Genomic DNA, 15,053 nt, shown 5'->3' on the forward strand with positions numbered 1-15,053 from the left:
TCCTCCCAACCAAGCTCTAACGATGCTCTTGTCCCCTCTTAACCGCTCTGTGACGATAAAATTGGATAACCAACTCGTCTACCTTCTGGCTTTGGGCCTGAACGGCTTCATTTTCTCCAAGCGGGATTCCTTGCTCAAGCGATTTTTGGCCCAGTTCATTCAGCCTTTGCTTTTCTGCCTCAAAGTGTCGCGGTAGCTCCTTCATCGGCTAACCCCTGTCTCCTCTCATAAGAACCTCCCTGACTTTACTGGGTGCAAATGATCGCGTTTTTAATGCGAAAATCGGTTTATTTCATATTAATGCGATATTCGCATTAAAACAAGGCTGTCCTCGCATACAATTTTTATTAAATGAGAGGTGACAGCAAATGAAGCACCGAAAGGAGCCACCGGGTAACAAAAATATTATTGGCACACGAGTTGTAGCAATCCGAAAGGCCAAACGAATGAAGCAGAAAGAATTTCTCGCCAGATTGCAAACGGCGGGGCTCGACATCAGTCCCACCAGCCTTTCGCGTCTGGAAGGTCAGTATCGGCTTGTCCAGGATTACGAGGTCGTGGCGATTGCCAAAGCGCTGGATGTTTCCGTCCGGGAATTGTTGGGCGAAACGCCGGAGTGATCATACTTTCGTGATCCGACAATAGCTCGACGTGTGAGACAAGCGCCATCGCTACAGCCCCATCATTTCCCGCACGACGCGATCCGCCATTTTCACCGTGCCGACGAGAACGAGCATGTTAAAAATCAATTCCCCGATATACGTCCATACCATTGTGACCGCGCCCGCGCTTTCATCAACTGCCGGGGGAGCGGCGACAAAGGCGGAGTAAATGATGCAGGCGAGTACGATCACCGCCCCTTCCAAACAAGCCGCCGCATACCCTTTCAGAAACGACTTGCCGATGTTTTGGCTTGGTTCCCCGGCAAAGCTGGACAGTGGAACGGGAGCAATTGCCGTATACAAATAGATGCGGAAGAAGCGCCCATACACCGAAAGAATCATGACAAACGACAGCACCGTAATAAATAGACTACCGAGCAGCGTCACAACCCACAGCGGAATGCTTTGCCAGAAGCCAACATCTTCTATCGCTTTGGCAATCTCGCTTGGCAAGTTCAACGCTTCTGTATTCCCGAACCCGGATTGGCGCATCATCGTGGAAATGATGCCCTGTACGATGCTGAATAACGCCATCATCAATTCCAGCCCGTAGGTGACGACCGCTTTGGCCAGCACGAAGCGGATAAACAGCTTGACCGCCAGTTCGGGCCGTTTTAATTCGGCTATATTCCCCGCTGTCCGCACGACGCCGATTACGAAGAACAACACGAGCAGCGCCAGTCCCGTCGCCTGCAACGCTCCATGAATGTCGGTGATGACACGCCAGATGCCGCCGCCTTTGAAGTCTGCCGGAGACTGCGTGACGAGTTGCCAAACTTCTTGCATTTTCTGGTTCCACGTGTCTAGCGCATTTTCGAGGTTGTCGATAATCCAACTGTTGTTCGCCACAGGCTCACCTCATTTCGCAAAAAAGGGGAACAGACAGCCGCGCCGTCCATTCCCCAATGGTTGTGTTCTGTCTGAACGACGTTTATTCGCTAAACGGATCGCACAGAGGATAAAGCGAGTTTATCCCGCAATCAGCGTCAAAATCTCTTTCGTGAACGTGATAATCACCCCGCCCGCCAGCGTCAGAAAACCGTTCGCCCGCTGAGAAGGGTCGTGCGACTTGAGCGATAAACCGATCTGGACGATACCGAAGCCGAGAATAATCATGCCAATCGCGCGGATCAGTCCGAAAATGAACGTGGATAGGTTGTTGATCGTCGTCATCGGGTCGCCTTCGGCGTAGGCCGTGGAGACGAAGACGGTTCCCATTAATACGAGTACCGTGTACAGAACGAACAGCTTTTTCAGGTTGCCTTTCAAAGTCATCATTCCCTTCGCAAAAGTTGGGTCTCCAGTTCTTCTTCCGACAGCAGCTCGTACTCTCCGTTTTCATGCAGGGTGACGGTGCGCCAGTCGATGGCGTGTTCCGTCCCGCCATGCTGATAAGGCTGCTCGCTGCCGTCGGTCGTGAGTGCCACATGCGGATGCCGGAGCAGCTTGTACTTGTCGTCCTGCACCGGGCGCTCGCCGCGAATAAAGAGCAGGGCATAGCGGTTGTCGAGCAGCCGCACTTCATCCGGCGTAAGCAATTCGCGCCCAGATTGCTGGTAATTGATCGAATAGCTGCCGCTGCGCCCTTTGCTTTGACCGTAAGTGTTCGTGTCAATCGTCTCTTTGCCAAGCAGTTCGGAGACGTATTTGTGCGTGGATTGCTCATTGCCGCCGAGATACAGAAACGTGTCGCAGTTGCCGACAATCGATTCCCATTCGTCTTTGTACAGCGCTTTGAGCTGCGCCAGATTTTGCAGGATGATCGAGACGGAAATTTCGCGACTGCGCATCGTCGAGAGCAGCTTGTCAAACTCTGACGGCAACGCACAGTTGGCAAACTCATCCATAACAAAATGAACATGCACCGGCAGCCGTCCGCCATGCCGATAGTCCGCTTCGTACATCAGACACTGGAAAAGCTGGGTGTACAGCATGCCCACGATGAAATTGAAGCTGCTGTCGTTGTCGGGAATGACGGCAAACAGCGCCGTTTTCTTTTCGCCCAATGTAGACAACGCCATCTCATCAACCAGGCTCATCCCGGCGATGGTGTGCAAGTTGAACTTCTCCAGCCGCACGCCGAGACCGATCAAGATGGACTTGGCTGTTTTGCCCGCCGCGAGTTTGAAAATGCTGTACTGCTTTACCGCCAAATGCTCCGGGTCGCGCATCGCCAGCCGTTCAAACAACTCGTCGAGCGGGCTTTGGTACGTCTCGTCTTCTTCGCGCACTTCGGCCGCGGCGATCATCTCCATCACCATCGGGAAGTTTTGTTCCTCCGGCGGCGCTTCGTAGAGCAAATACAAGATGAGCGCTTCAAGCAGCGCCGTTTCGGAACGTTCCCAGAACGGGTCATTCGTGCTGCTGCCTTTGGGCGTGGTGTTGCGAATCAGATTCGTGACGAGCTTCAGCACGTCTTTGTCATCCTGTAGATAGGCAAACGGATTGTAGCCGTAGGAACGGTGCGGGTTGATTAAATCCAGCACCTTGATATCGTAGCCTTTGGCTTTGAGCAAATGTCCCGTATCGCGCAATATTTCGCCTTTCGGGTCGAGGACGACAAGCGACGTGTGCGCTTGCATGACGTTTGGCTTGGCATAAAAGCGCGTCTTGCCCGCGCCGGAGCCGCCGACGACAAGCACATTCAGGTTTCGGCGATGCTTGCGCCCGTCGAGACCGATGCGGACGTGATCGGTTAAAATTTTGTTTTGCTCCGGCAGCTTGCTGCGATACTTGGCGTTGATCTGCTTCGCTTGCCCCCAGCGGGCGCTGCCATGCTCCTCCCGGCGGCGATAGTTGCGCGGGGAGGAGAGGTAGATGCCGACACCGAGCGTATAAGCAAGCGTGAAGATAAACAAACAGCGCGGCGTATCGCTCACCCAGCGAATATGGAATGGGTGATGGATCGCCACGCTAAGATGCTGGAGCATCGCCGGAATCCCGCCGGACAGGGCGGGCGCGGTCAGCAGCGCCGCCCATACGACGAAAACGAAAAAAACCGCAAAGAGCAACCAATCGCTCCTTGCGGTTTCAACGCGCCTCATGATGCCCTCGACGTTTACGGCTATAGTACGGAGCAGCAATCGCTTTGAGCAGCAGATCGTCTACGGCATCGGTGGGACGCTGCTCGCCGATCAGGTCATTGCGCAGCATATTGAGCGCGCGTACCACGATGCCATGCTCGTAGTGATCCAAGCAGAGAACACGTTCTTCTCTCATAGGCACTCCCTCCCGTAAAGATGGTTTGGCGGACTTCTGTCGGCGTTCCTACCTTGCTTTGTCCGTCCGATTCGGTTGCCGCTGTTGTTGCTGCTCCAGCATCCGATTCATTCGGCGAGCGATCTCATGCGCGGCCTCCTTCATCGCCATCAGTTCGGCGCGAATTTGCTGCGGTTCTTTGTCTTTCAGCCTTTCCGACACACGTTGAAAACGGAAGGACGACGTTTCGACGCCAAACTGCTTGCACTACATGTACGACGCACAGTACGCATGGAAGGCGTAAGCGGAACGGCTGTAACGGTTATCGCCGCGTTCCAGTTCTGCATGAGCCAACTCCTGAGCGAGCGAACGGAAAATATCCCCGGCATCCATGCCGCGGCGGATGACAATGCTGCGCGTATCCGGCTGATAGAGCGCCTGCACGTCCGACGGAAGCGTATCGCTCATCGCAATCGGAACGGGGGAACGATCCATGAGCGCCTTGATGCGCGTTCGGTCATTGAGCGGCTGCGGTTGTTCCCGTTTCTGATTGGCGGTCGTCTGGGCGATATCGAACATCTTTTTCGGATTGTAGCTGATGCCTTTCGTGCCGTCTTCCCGCTCATATTCCTCACCCGGCTCCAGGATGTAAAAGCCCGTTTCCTTGCGCCGAATGTACACGCCTTGTTCCTTCCATGTGTCGAAGTCGGCAATGCGCGTCGCTTCCGGGCGCTGGGCGAGTATGAGCAGCGCATTGGAGACGCTGTAACGGTCAAAACGGCTTTGCACGTCAAAATATTGCTGGAACTGCTCCCCGTTTTGCGCGATGGCGGTCGTGGCGGCATCGATCTTGTCATACGTCCATTGCCTGAGTTCCTGCTTCTTCTGCGCCCACGCTTCCTTATCGAACGGTTGCTCGGAAGCGTTCGCGATGGAACGGTCGGACGCTTCCTGCCGGAACAGATCGTCGAAGCTGCTCATTTGGCTTTCCCCCGCTTTCCCGTTGATTTCGGCTTGTTCGTCTTCGTGCGGCTGGTCTTCGCTTGCGCCGCCTTCGTGCTTCCAGCTTGGCGCTCGCTCCGTTTCGGCAACGATGGCTCCCTGTCCGGTTGACGGCGTTCCTTTGCCGCTTTGCGGTTTTCTTCACGAAGCTCGCGGAGCAGTGCGCGAATCGACTGCCGCTGCGGCGCTGCGCGCTGCTCGGCTTCAGTCGTAGAACCCCTTGCGGATGCCGCGCTGCGCCCTGAGATAGGCTCGGACGGATGGGGCGGTTCCATCGTCGCCGTTTTGGGGTTTGCGTTGTCGCTCGCCTTGGACGATGGGCGCATCGGTTCGTGCGGCTGCGGCGTGTGTTGTGTCGGTTCGGGATGCCGCTCGGTCTGCGCCGCTTCCGGACTGCCCATCAGTTCGTCCAAAAAATCGTCCACGTTCCTTTCCGTCGAAGCACCTTCGCCCGTCGCGCCTTGCTCCGATGTCTGTCCCGATTCGGGTTGTTGCGGTTGCTCCGCCGCTTGTTCGTCATCCTGTTTCTCGGCGCGTGTTTTTTCAATCTCACTCTTGATGCTTGCCGTATCGACCGTTGCCAGCTTGAAGCGCTCGACGATGCGGTTAATTTTCGATGCGTCCTCGGCCCGCACCATCACGTCACACAAGCCATCCACATTCTTTTTGTCCCGCAGCGCGCAATACAGGACGCCGTACCGCTTTGCTTCCTTGCAGAAGGTGGGGAGGTCTTCATTTTTGACCGCGAACACCTTCAGTTCCTTGCCGCTGCGGAGCAAGCTTTCCAATCGAATGCTGCCCTTCGTCCGTTTCTGTCCTTGCAGGGCGGCAAACAAATAGACGGCCAAATGCTTAGCGCCTTCGCCGGAAATCTTGGCCATCACCTCGATGCCCCGCAGGCTCATGCTCACCACCTGATCGGCCGCTTCGGCTCCACTGCTCATGCCTGTCCATCTCCTTTCGTGACTTCTTCTCCTGTAGCTCGCTCGCTTGAAGCTTCGTCCTCATCTCATCGGATCGGGCAAGAATGCCCGCACACAGCTTCACCTCCCTTCGCAGCCCGGCAATTCGCCGCGACAGCGTGGCAATTTGCGCCTTGTAACCTTCGATCTGATCGGCGTCGTTCGCACGGCGGATGCGGTTGTAGAGCGTTTTGCGTTCGCAGCAAAGCTGGGTTATCTCTTGCTCCGTAGCGGACGAAAACGCCAGAAGTTGCTCCTTGCTGGAAATACGGTGCTGACAAAGCAGCTTCGTCTGTGCGGTGATGGTCGCCATATGCCGCAAATCCTCCCGCAATAAAAGAGGCGTCCTTCTGGAGGACGCTCGTCGAGCGGGCAACAAGCCCATTTGGTATAGATAGCGAATGTACAACGCTTGAAACCCGCTGAAACGTCTGGTAGATTGGAGCGTTCCTTTATAGACGACACGTCTGCGTCGTGACTTAGGTTCGGGCTGTGGGCGATAGGGGAGACGATTCCGCAAAATGCGTTGTTTCAGCGCTTCTTCGGTATATTCATCCCCAAGGCTGCGCAAACGAACAAAGCGCTCCTTGCCTGGAGGGCGTACCGCCAGATGCTTGACGTTCGGCTTCACCTCGTAACCTTGCTTCTGCAATGCCGCGATAAATTGCGTCCACGTCATGGAAGCCGCTAATGTCTGATCGACATCGGAGCGAATCAGTCCCCGCCATGTCGGTTTGTTTTCCTGATCGGCTTTCCATTCTCCATGGTTCTTGGCTTTATTCGGCTCAGGATGTTCGATCACCGACAGCGCATGCTCTCGGCACAGTCTATCTGACGTTTGCCGAAGCTGGGCGTAGGACGCTTTGTTGTCGTAGTAGCGTTTGCCGTCCAGAAAAGAAACGGAGTTTAGCACAAAATGATTGTGCAAATGCTGCTTGTCCAAGTGGGTCGAGACGATCACCTCGAAGCGCTCGCCCCATAATTCCTGCGACAGCTTCACGCCTATGGCATGCGCCATTTCCGGCGTCGCTTCGCCCGGTGCGAATGCTTGGTACGCATGAAACGCCACAATGCCGTCCGTCTTTTGATATTGGCGCTTCGTCCGTTGCATTTGCTCGTAGGCGGTCAGCGGGTCACAGTTAATGCCGCTCAAGTACAATTGCTTCTCCGTTTTGTCGCCGTCTCTCGCGTAAGCCAGCACCTGTTGCAAACTTTGCTGCTCTGCCCGATCTATTGCAGTTTTATCAGGATTGGCGGCGTAGTCGATAACGCGCTTCAAGCGGTCGGTCACATCCCAAATCGCCGTCGTCGCCATGCGTCACACCTCCTTCGTCTACGGCGGATGCGCCTCGGAATTCGTGAAGTTCGGTTCGTCCATGCGTTCCGGCGAAGTCACCGCCTGCTGAATATTCTGTACCGCGCGGCGCAACTGATCGGCCTCCTGCTGAAACGCCGCCCGATCCAAATGCCCTGTCGTATGCGCCTTCGCCGCCAGTTGATTGAGATTGTTGCCGATAGCGTGAAGTTGACGCATCATCGCGTAATAATCCGGCGGGGGGAGGGGCTTGGGCACATAGCCATTGATGAGCGAACGAATATACGCTTCCTGCGATAGCCCTGATTTTTGCACCTGATGGGCGAGATGCTGATGCTCTTTTTCATTCAACCGTACCAGAACCGAAATCGAACGCTTCCTCAACTTCGATCCCCCTTTCAAAAGTAGGTGTCATGAAACGAATCGCCGAAGCGATAACCCTCCTGCAAACCATCCGTTCGTCGAAACGATAGCGTCGCGACGGCGGGGTCTTAGGGGCGCAGCCCCTAACAAGCGAATTTGGCTAGCCAAATTCAGTGCTTGCTGCAACACAAGACATTCGTCTCGTGTTGCCTTCATGAACCCGCCGAGAAAAAGAGAGGGGCCAAGAACAACAAAAAAAGACGCTGATTGTTTACAGCGCCTCGCCTTAACTTTATCGCACCAGCCAACCATAATCCTGTCTGCAATCCACAATATAATCGACATATACGGTCCGGTCCTTGATCTGGTACAAAACCAGATACCACTTCTCCACAAACATCTTATGGTATTTGTTCAAAGGAATAAACTCGGCTTCGAGGAACGGATAGCGTTCCGGCAGTTGATGCAACGACCGGATCGCTTTCATGAGTTCTTCTTTCGTTTTGCGGGCAGCGTCGGGACTCTTCTCGGCCAGAAACCGAACATGGCCCGCCAACATTTGACGGGCACGGTCGGAAACCAGCACCTTATAATAAGGTGTTTTTTCCATGCTCAACCCCGGCAATAATGTTCTCCAAATAATCGTCCAATTCATCCGGCGTAACCCCGGTTCGCCCAGCCATGCGATCCTCCTCAACGGCCAGTAATTCTTCGCGCAATTTCAGCATTTTTTCGCGACGGGAAAAGGAATTGATGTCCATCACAACAAGATCCCCTTCGCCGTTTTTGGTCAAATACACTGGCTCGCCGGAAGATTTGCATAACTCTGCGATTTCATTATAGTTCTGTCGGATGCTGGCAGAAGGTTTAATCAGCATAGTCCACACTCCCTGTATAACAAAATGTTAATCATATTATACCTATTTTGTGCTATCCCATCAATTCCTCATTTGTCTATCTTGATGTCCGATCGATACGTCTCAACTTCCATCTCAACTCATCGTTCACATCTTTGCCGCGCTGCGGCGGCTCATCGGAAACGATAAGGGTGGGGGAGAGCAACGTTTGAAACGTTTGTGCCGCCAGCCGTCCCGGTTGATCGTTGTCCAGGTGTAGCACGAGGCGCTTCATTTGCGGATACCTTTGCAAATACTGCATCAATGCAGCGGGGAGTGCGCTCTTCTCGACGTTTGCTTTCGGCTTATAAATCCCGGCCAAAGACAGCAAATGTTCCTTCCGCCAATCCCGATTCGAAAGCCGTTCCAACGTACCGAAGGATAACAAATCAATGGCGCTTTCAAACAGGTGAAGCTCGGAACCTTCTTCTTGAGCCGGAACCGAGAACGCATATCGCTTGTCACTGCCCATGGCTTCCCCCATATACCGCTGGCCAGCGATGCCTCGAAGCATGGCATACCGGGGAACGCCTTGCGGATCGAAGCCAACAAAAACCGCATTATGATAAAAACGACTTTCATACAAACGTCCCGTTTCAAGACAAAAATCGATGATCGAGCGATGGATACCGCGTTGGGTTAAATAGGCAATCACATGGCGGTTCGTGTCATTGGGTTCCGGCAGCATCAATCGCTTCGGGTTGGTTGTCAACTCGGCAGATATAGACACGGATGGAAAGTCTCCCCCATGCCCATCGATTTGAAGTACCGCTTCCGGAAAGGATAAGCCTCGAACCTTAATCAAATAGTCCAGTGCGGAACGCCCGCCAATGCCTCGGGACCACCAGCACCATTTGCCGTTGGAAATTTTTAAGCTGTCATGCGTCCGGGTGGAGTAGACATTACGGGAACATCGTACCAATTCCGCGGGCTCAAACATCTGTAAATAGGTCAGCAAATCCAACTGTTTTGCCCGTTCGATCTGCTCCTTGCTTACATAGCCCATTGCCGTAACTCCTCTCAGAAAAAGTAATTCAGACACGACTGCTTGTACAAATCGTGTCTGACACTTCAAATATTCCATATGACTAACCGAGGTCCAGGCAGCGTCCGATGGGTACACCGTTCATCGTGTCTTCCCCCGCTTTTTGGGATACAAATAAGCTCTGCTTTCCCTCAACTCTGTAGCGCCATTCCTTTTCATGAATGTGTCTAAATCGGCTTCGTAAACTTGACTGGTCACCCCGTTCGAATCACGGATGTAATAATACGTGTCGCCAAATCTGTTTTTCTCTTTGGATATCAATTCCAATGTTGACACGGTTTCTCCCTCCTCCGTCAAGCCGGTTCCGTAACAAAAAGGCGGTAGAATCGGGCAAAAGCATCCGCCGCCGCCTGGGATGGCATACAACATGTTCATTCCTCCAGAAATGCGAAAAGGACCCCAAAGCTGGAGTCCATTTCGTCAGGTGATCTATAACTTTAACAGGTGGGGCTATCTTCGACTTGTGAAATGCTACGCATCGAAGAGATAAATTTGCCAAACAACAAAAAAGCCTGCCGCGCGATGGGGCGTAGGCAAGCTTTCTTACCGATATTGGGATGACTTTACCGATCCCTGTCCGGTTCCATCCGGTTCTTTGAACTCAATGCCGCTGATGGCATGCTCGTAAAGGAAAACCTTGATGGTGCGCATATCATTCGTGTTGTAGTACGCTGTCAACAGTTCGTTAAACTGCCCCATGTTCTTCTCCGTAATGGTCAGCATGCCGTTTCCCTTTTCCAAGAGCAGTTTGTTGGCCAGTAGAAGTGAAGTTCGCTTGTTGCCATCCCAAAACATCTGCCTCCGCGCGCCCCAAAGAAAAGCGGTAATCGCCTTTTCGGTATTGGTCGTATCCGCGGACAATAGCACGGCCAATTCCTGCTCGATTTCACTGCTTATGGGAAGAGGGGGCACATAGTCAGTACCGGAAATCCCGACGCTCCCTGTTCGCAATACTCCCCATTCCAACGCTTCGTTTCTCGCCACATATTCGTTCAGTTTGCAAATGTATGCCAGCGTTGTCGGCTCGTCAATGGCAGAAACCAGATAACGCCAAGCGTCCCGCATATTCAGTACGGCCTGAATGTCGTCCAAGGTAACACCGGGTACGTTCACACCGTTCAAAATCGTCTGCGTCTGCGGGAAAGTAATGTTTCTGTTCTCCATTTTCATGCCGCAATATATATTTTCGTCCCATTTTTTTTTGGCCAGAAACAAGCTATGTTGTCGGGTTAAAAAAAATTTATCCGGAAAAGTGTCCATTTCGTATCCCTCCACCTGTTATTCATTATATCCGTTTTTAGGTCAAAAAGCACGCAGGAAATTCCATTACATGGAAGCAAGAGGAGGACGACGGTGCCAGACCGTTATCGCTCACGACCCACAACCCGCCGTTCCGGCATCTCTGATTCTTCGTCCGGCACGCTGTCAACACCCTCATTTTCCCGTTTGTCCATGTTCAGCAGCGCATTCAATTCCGCAAGACGCGCCGACTTCGATTGCAATTCCTGCTCCTTCTCAAATGGAGCCTCGATTTGCTCTTTGGCCGTGACCATCTGCTGCCGCAAGGTAGCAAGCTGCTCGCGGGCATGCTCCAGTTTTGCGGGCAAGTCCGATAAGGCGTTGTTGATCCGGGTCATGTTGCCGCCCGTATCCGCCCCTAGCGTCACCGTATGACCCAGTGCGCCGCGCAGTGTGATCTTGTATTCCTTATGGAAGCTGTCAAAGTACAGCCACAGAGAAAAACCAAGATAGCTGCCCGCTGCTTGCGGATCGGGCGAAGTCATGCCCTTGCAAGCTTCCAGCAAAGCTACGCCCGCTGCCATCCGCTCCGTATAGGTAAAATCCTTGATAACCATGCCGGGGAATTTTGATTCCTCCGCACCCTCCTGCTCAGTCGCTTTGGAACGCATGTACAAGGCGGCATCCTGTTCATATCCAGCAATTCGTTCTTCGGTAGACTTGATTTGCTGCGGCAGCAGCTTGAGTAACCGATCTTCCAGCGCATAGCGCTGGCTCAAGTGATTGGCTTTGAGCAGTTTGAGTTTGGATACCTGGATGTCCAAGTCCATTTTCTCTTTGATGTACGGGTTGCCGGTCGCCAGCGCCTTCACTTCGGCGTAAGACAATGCCGTCTCGTCAATATCCTCGGCTGACCGAACCGGCGATTTGCTGGTCATGATCTGCGAAATGAAGCGCTGCTTGTTTTCGAGTGTCTGGTACAAATAAGCGTCAAACGTGTTCTCGGTCACGTAGCGAAAAATGTGCACCTCGCTGTTCTGATTCCCTTGTCGGATAATACGTCCGCTGCGCTGCTCCAGGTCGCGCGGACGCCACGGGCAGTCGAGGTCGTGAAGCGCAATCAGCTTCGTTTGCACGTTCGTTCCCGCGCCCATCTTGAACGTAGATCCGAGTAGTACCCGAACCTGCCCGCTGCGCACTTTGGCGAACAGTTCTTTCTTCTTCACTTCTGTATTGGCGTTATGAATATAGGCGATTTCCTCGGTCGGTACACCTCTGTCCACTAGCTTACGCCGCAGTTCGTCGTAGATGTTGAAGGAGCCATCCTGCTTGGGGATGGACAAATCGCAAAACACCAGTTGCGTGAGCCGCCCTTCCCGGCTGTCCGACCAATACCGATAGACGTTGTCCGCGCAGGCGCTGACTTTGCTGCCTTCGTCGTCGGGGAGCATCGAATTGGCTAGCCGCTGATCGAGCGCCAGTTTGCGTCCATCATTGGTGATCGTCAGCATATTGTCCTCGTGTGGCTCCACTTGCTTCGCTCGCACCTGTTCGGCGCGGCGGGCGAGATCCGCAACCATGTCGCGTTGAAAGTCGCTTGGCGGCACCGCGACGTTGTGGAAGTGAGCTTTCGGCACGGGAAGCTGGAGCATGTCCGCCGTCTGAATGTCGGCCACTTCCTTAAACACATTCATCAGTTCCGGCAAATTGTAAAAACGGGCAAATCGGGTTTTCGCCCGATAGCCCGTTCCTTCCGGTGCAAGCTCTATCGCTGTGACGGTTTCGCCGAACGTGGATGCCCACGCATCGAAATGCTGCAAGCCTTGCCGCTTGAGCCGCTTGTATTGCAAGTAGCGCTGCATCGTATGAGATAAGCAAGCGCATTGGCTCACTCTCTCCCGAACCGTGCGGGCACCTCTCGGCGCACACGGCTCTCCATTTGTCCTCGTCTTACGATTTCGTCATTTGCATGTATCATCCTGTGACATTCATGGCAGACTGCCAACGTTTTGCGGCGGCGTCTACGCATCTCAATTTCCCACTCTGAATTCCCTTTTAGGTCTTTCAGTCGCTTCACCTGATGAATTTCCACGTTATCATGCTCGATACCGCATAATTCACATTTTTTAGCTCGCAGTCTTGCTGCTAAGCTGTTTGGTTTAGCGTATCGCTTGTAAGATTCCAGCATATCCACTTGGCCAAACATAGGGTCTTTCTTCCGACAGAACCCTTGATTGTAGTACACTGCTTCCTTGGTACCGCTCTTGGTCTCGTAAGAAACGGTGAAGTTGCCGTTTTGGATATACAACTCCTTAATTTTTCTTACTTTGCACCGGTATTTCGCACCAAAGGTTTTGAGCATACTGTACTTCATAATGCTGGAATAGCGGTTTAGCGTCGAAGCGTTACAGGCGATAGAGTAGTAATTGTAGAAACCCCGAACTTCCGCGTTGATTTTGCTCAGGATTTCTATGTCACTGAGATTGATGAGTTTCCCTCTGTGCATGGTTTGCCATTGTTCCAGCCCGGTTACCTTGTCTTTTCTGATACGGATTGCGCCGCATTCTAGCAGTTTGGCTGCCCATTTCTCATGAGGTACATAGAGCCTGACCACACCACTGTATACACGTTGCCTCGAACCGTCCCTTTTACGCTTGGTGTCCTGGTTTCTGGATACCTTGATGTCGTACCCCAGGAACCGTGCATATTCCGATGTGTTGGTCACTTTGGTTTTCTCGACTGATAAATTCAGGTGCAAGTTTTCTTTAAGGAATACGGCAAGGTCACTCTTGACCCTTTCTGCGTCTTCACGGCTCCCGATTATGCCGACGATAAAATCGTCGGCATACCTAACGTATTGAAGGCTTTTGAAAGTTTCTTCGCGTATAGGCCGAGCGGGCATTCTCCGCTGTTCATTCCGCATTTGCCGTAATTCTTTAGCTCGTTTCTTCTTTTCTTCCACGCTGAGACTATCCCACACCTTTGCATTTTTCTGCTTCGTATAATGTATCTTGCAGCCTAAATTACGGTGGGCAGGGTTAGCCGTGCGTTTTGAAAGGTCAAAGCCAGCTTTGTAGCCTTCCATGTACTTGTCTAACTCATGTAGGTAAATGTTCGCAAGAACTGGACTCATTCCGGAACCTTGCGGTACGCCGGAGTAGGTGTTGTGGTATGACCATTGTTCCATGTACCCAGCTTTCAGGAATTTCCACATGAGCGTGATAAACGCTTCATCTTTTATTCGTTTACGTAGAAGGTCTATTAATACATGGTGGTCAAAGCCATCGAAACAAGCCTTTATATCTCCTTCTACAAACCATTTTGCACCTGTAAATGTGTTTTGAATTCTCAAGAGCGCCGTATGACAACTCTTTTTCGGTCGAAAACCATGTGATGCTTCGGAGAAGGTTGATTCGTAAATACTTTCCAGTATCATACGGACAATTTCCTGCACCAGCTTATCATCTCCGGAAGGAATGCCAAGCGGCCGCTTTTTTGTACTATTTTTCTTTGAAATATATTCGCGGCGTGCAGGATTCGGCCGGTAGGTATGATCTTTGAGTGAAGCAATAATACGCTCTACCCGCTGATTGCTCATACCATCTATGGTCGTCCCATCCACACCCGGAGTCATGCTCCCATTATTCGCGTAAATGTTCAGATAGGCGAGCATGTAAAATTCCGGGTTGTACAGATTGCGGTATAACCGTTCAAATCTGTATGAAGGATCTTTTGACTTATCGCTTAGACTATTTAATACATCAGTTGGATTTCTCATGATGCCTCACGCACCATCCTTTCCTTCTGTATTAAAGACAAACTGCTTCCCTTCGCCATGTAAGCGGAATTACCCGCATCCGTTTTTACGGCCTTCCCTGTCTGTTCAGGGTTTGCGGACTACTATGGAAGCTGTGTTGCCATGCCCCCTATTGAGAGGGTTTAGGCAATCCCCGGTAGCATATATCAAAATAGCGTTTCGTGTTGTCGGATGCGACTTTCGCCATTTCCCTCTATCTGGAGGCGCTCTACTTTGAGTATCGCGCGTTCGCCAATGTACACGTAGCGAGCGCCAAAGTATCATGCGTTTCAGTTCCTTTCGCATGAAGGCACACGATGGACCCAAGCTCTGGCTATCGTTCAGGCAGTTTAGCTTTCATCCTCATACACGAATTTTTCATCCCTATATATAGCGGTCATTAAGGAACTCTATACACCACCGTATATCCGCCGTGTGGCTTTGCCACGCAGCAACGACATGCTACACTCCCCATAGGGTTTCCCCATCCGGATAAGTCGTGGGATGATAGGCGACTATTTCACCGTCCTTTCGTGATACTTTTGCCTACCGCTTGCTAAAGGCGGATTTTGATA

General features: G+C 52.3%; 18 protein-coding genes. 1 reads left to right on the forward strand and 17 read right to left on the reverse strand.

Translation table 11 applies throughout. The annotated features are described in order from the left end of the window. Window positions 1-16: 16 nt before the first annotated feature. Window positions 17-205, reverse strand: coding sequence for an aspartyl-phosphate phosphatase Spo0E family protein (locus VF724_RS15420; RefSeq protein WP_371755146.1), 189 nt, complete (start codon window positions 203-205; stop codon window positions 17-19). A gap of 241 nt (window positions 206-446) precedes the next feature. On the opposite strand from VF724_RS15420, the gene VF724_RS15425 reads away from it, so the two are divergent. Beyond that, window positions 447-620: a hypothetical protein gene (locus VF724_RS15425; protein WP_371755147.1), complete on the forward strand. Its 174-nt coding sequence runs from the start codon at window positions 447-449 to the stop codon at window positions 618-620. Window positions 621-671: 51 nt separating this feature from the next. Here VF724_RS15425 and VF724_RS15430 read toward each other — a convergent pair whose 3' ends face one another. The 16 genes from VF724_RS15430 to VF724_RS15505 all read right to left on the reverse strand — a co-directional run bounded on the left by VF724_RS15430 (window position 672) and on the right by VF724_RS15505 (window position 14,460). Beyond that, on the reverse strand, window positions 672-1,511 hold the full coding sequence (locus VF724_RS15430; RefSeq protein WP_442788067.1) for a VirB6/TrbL-like conjugal transfer protein, CD1112 family: 840 nt from the start codon (window positions 1,509-1,511) through the stop codon (window positions 672-674). 120 nt (window positions 1,512-1,631) lie between these two features. After that, window positions 1,632-1,940: a glutamyl-tRNA amidotransferase gene (locus VF724_RS15435; protein WP_442788068.1), complete on the reverse strand. Its 309-nt coding sequence runs from the start codon at window positions 1,938-1,940 to the stop codon at window positions 1,632-1,634. Continuing rightward, window positions 1,937-3,706, reverse strand: a complete 1,770-nt coding sequence (locus VF724_RS15440) for a VirD4-like conjugal transfer protein, CD1115 family (protein ID WP_371755148.1) — start codon at window positions 3,704-3,706, stop codon at window positions 1,937-1,939. Before VF724_RS15440 ends, VF724_RS15435 begins: the two co-directional genes overlap by 4 nt. After that, entirely contained in the window at window positions 3,693-3,881 is a 189-nt protein-coding gene (locus VF724_RS15445) for a hypothetical protein (RefSeq protein WP_371755149.1), read from the reverse strand. Before VF724_RS15445 ends, VF724_RS15440 begins: the two co-directional genes overlap by 14 nt. A gap of 48 nt (window positions 3,882-3,929) precedes the next feature. Further along, window positions 3,930-4,082 carry a hypothetical protein gene (locus VF724_RS15450; RefSeq protein ID WP_371755150.1) on the reverse strand — a complete coding sequence of 51 codons (153 nt, stop codon included), beginning with the start codon at window positions 4,080-4,082 and terminating at the stop codon, window positions 3,930-3,932. Between the two features lie 45 nt (window positions 4,083-4,127). After that, window positions 4,128-4,841: an ArdC-like ssDNA-binding domain-containing protein gene (locus VF724_RS15455; protein WP_371755151.1), complete on the reverse strand. Its 714-nt coding sequence runs from the start codon at window positions 4,839-4,841 to the stop codon at window positions 4,128-4,130. Continuing rightward, entirely contained in the window at window positions 4,838-5,806 is a 969-nt protein-coding gene (locus VF724_RS15460; RefSeq protein WP_371755152.1) for a PcfB family protein, read from the reverse strand. Before VF724_RS15460 ends, VF724_RS15455 begins: the two co-directional genes overlap by 4 nt. Then, window positions 5,715-7,139, reverse strand: coding sequence for a relaxase/mobilization nuclease domain-containing protein (locus tag VF724_RS15465; RefSeq protein ID WP_371755153.1), 1,425 nt, complete (start codon window positions 7,137-7,139; stop codon window positions 5,715-5,717). Before VF724_RS15465 ends, VF724_RS15460 begins: the two co-directional genes overlap by 92 nt. Window positions 7,140-7,157: 18 nt before the next feature. Further along, the gene (locus VF724_RS15470) at window positions 7,158-7,523 is read right to left on the reverse strand and encodes a plasmid mobilization protein (protein ID WP_371755154.1); all 366 of its coding nucleotides are present in this window, start codon (window positions 7,521-7,523) and stop codon (window positions 7,158-7,160) included. Between the two features lie 271 nt (window positions 7,524-7,794). Further along, window positions 7,795-8,112, reverse strand: coding sequence for a type II toxin-antitoxin system RelE/ParE family toxin (locus tag VF724_RS15475; protein WP_371755155.1), 318 nt, complete (start codon window positions 8,110-8,112; stop codon window positions 7,795-7,797). Further along, window positions 8,090-8,380 (reverse strand): type II toxin-antitoxin system Phd/YefM family antitoxin, encoded by a 291-nt coding sequence (locus VF724_RS15480; protein ID WP_371755156.1) that lies wholly within the window; start codon window positions 8,378-8,380, stop codon window positions 8,090-8,092. The genes VF724_RS15475 and VF724_RS15480 overlap by 23 nt, the downstream gene beginning before the upstream one ends. 76 nt (window positions 8,381-8,456) lie before the next feature. Beyond that, entirely contained in the window at window positions 8,457-9,404 is a 948-nt protein-coding gene (locus VF724_RS15485; RefSeq protein ID WP_371755157.1) for a DUF3991 domain-containing protein, read from the reverse strand. A gap of 120 nt (window positions 9,405-9,524) precedes the next feature. After that, window positions 9,525-9,812, reverse strand: a complete 288-nt coding sequence (locus tag VF724_RS15490; protein ID WP_371755158.1) for a hypothetical protein — start codon at window positions 9,810-9,812, stop codon at window positions 9,525-9,527. 174 nt (window positions 9,813-9,986) lie between these two features. Beyond that, entirely contained in the window at window positions 9,987-10,703 is a 717-nt protein-coding gene (locus tag VF724_RS15495) for a Fic family protein (RefSeq protein ID WP_371755159.1), read from the reverse strand. A gap of 104 nt (window positions 10,704-10,807) precedes the next feature. Continuing rightward, window positions 10,808-12,574 (reverse strand): helicase-like domain-containing protein, encoded by a 1,767-nt coding sequence (locus VF724_RS15500; RefSeq protein ID WP_371755160.1) that lies wholly within the window; start codon window positions 12,572-12,574, stop codon window positions 10,808-10,810. Beyond that, window positions 12,571-14,460 carry a reverse transcriptase domain-containing protein gene (locus tag VF724_RS15505; RefSeq protein ID WP_442788069.1) on the reverse strand — a complete coding sequence of 630 codons (1,890 nt, stop codon included), beginning with the start codon at window positions 14,458-14,460 and terminating at the stop codon, window positions 12,571-12,573. Before VF724_RS15505 ends, VF724_RS15500 begins: the two co-directional genes overlap by 4 nt. Between the last annotated feature and the right edge of the window lie 593 nt (window positions 14,461-15,053).

Origin of the sequence: Ferviditalea candida (genome assembly GCF_035282765.1) — a bacterium.
Taxonomy (GTDB): Bacteria; Bacillota; Bacilli; order Paenibacillales; family KCTC-25726; genus Ferviditalea; species Ferviditalea candida.

Coding starts and splice junctions, on each gene's coding strand:
- VF724_RS15420 (WP_371755146.1), bottom strand. CDS start 205: ATGAAGGAGCTACCGCGACACTTTGAGGCAGAAAAGCAAAGGCTGAAT.
- VF724_RS15425 (WP_371755147.1), top strand. CDS start 447: ATGAAGCAGAAAGAATTTCTCGCCAGATTGCAAACGGCGGGGCTCGAC.
- VF724_RS15435 (WP_442788068.1), bottom strand. CDS start 1,940: ATGATGACTTTGAAAGGCAACCTGAAAAAGCTGTTCGTTCTGTACACG.
- VF724_RS15440 (WP_371755148.1), bottom strand. CDS start 3,706: ATGAGGCGCGTTGAAACCGCAAGGAGCGATTGGTTGCTCTTTGCGGTT.
- VF724_RS15445 (WP_371755149.1), bottom strand. CDS start 3,881: ATGAGAGAAGAACGTGTTCTCTGCTTGGATCACTACGAGCATGGCATC.
- VF724_RS15455 (WP_371755151.1), bottom strand. CDS start 4,841: ATGAGCAGCTTCGACGATCTGTTCCGGCAGGAAGCGTCCGACCGTTCC.
- VF724_RS15460 (WP_371755152.1), bottom strand. CDS start 5,806: ATGAGCAGTGGAGCCGAAGCGGCCGATCAGGTGGTGAGCATGAGCCTG.
- VF724_RS15465 (WP_371755153.1), bottom strand. CDS start 7,139: ATGGCGACGACGGCGATTTGGGATGTGACCGACCGCTTGAAGCGCGTT.
- VF724_RS15475 (WP_371755155.1), bottom strand. CDS start 8,112: ATGGAAAAAACACCTTATTATAAGGTGCTGGTTTCCGACCGTGCCCGT.
- VF724_RS15480 (WP_371755156.1), bottom strand. CDS start 8,380: ATGCTGATTAAACCTTCTGCCAGCATCCGACAGAACTATAATGAAATC.
- VF724_RS15485 (WP_371755157.1), bottom strand. CDS start 9,404: ATGGGCTATGTAAGCAAGGAGCAGATCGAACGGGCAAAACAGTTGGAT.
- VF724_RS15490 (WP_371755158.1), bottom strand. CDS start 9,812: ATGTTGTATGCCATCCCAGGCGGCGGCGGATGCTTTTGCCCGATTCTA.
- VF724_RS15495 (WP_371755159.1), bottom strand. CDS start 10,703: ATGGACACTTTTCCGGATAAATTTTTTTTAACCCGACAACATAGCTTG.
- VF724_RS15505 (WP_442788069.1), bottom strand. CDS start 14,460: ATGAGAAATCCAACTGATGTATTAAATAGTCTAAGCGATAAGTCAAAA.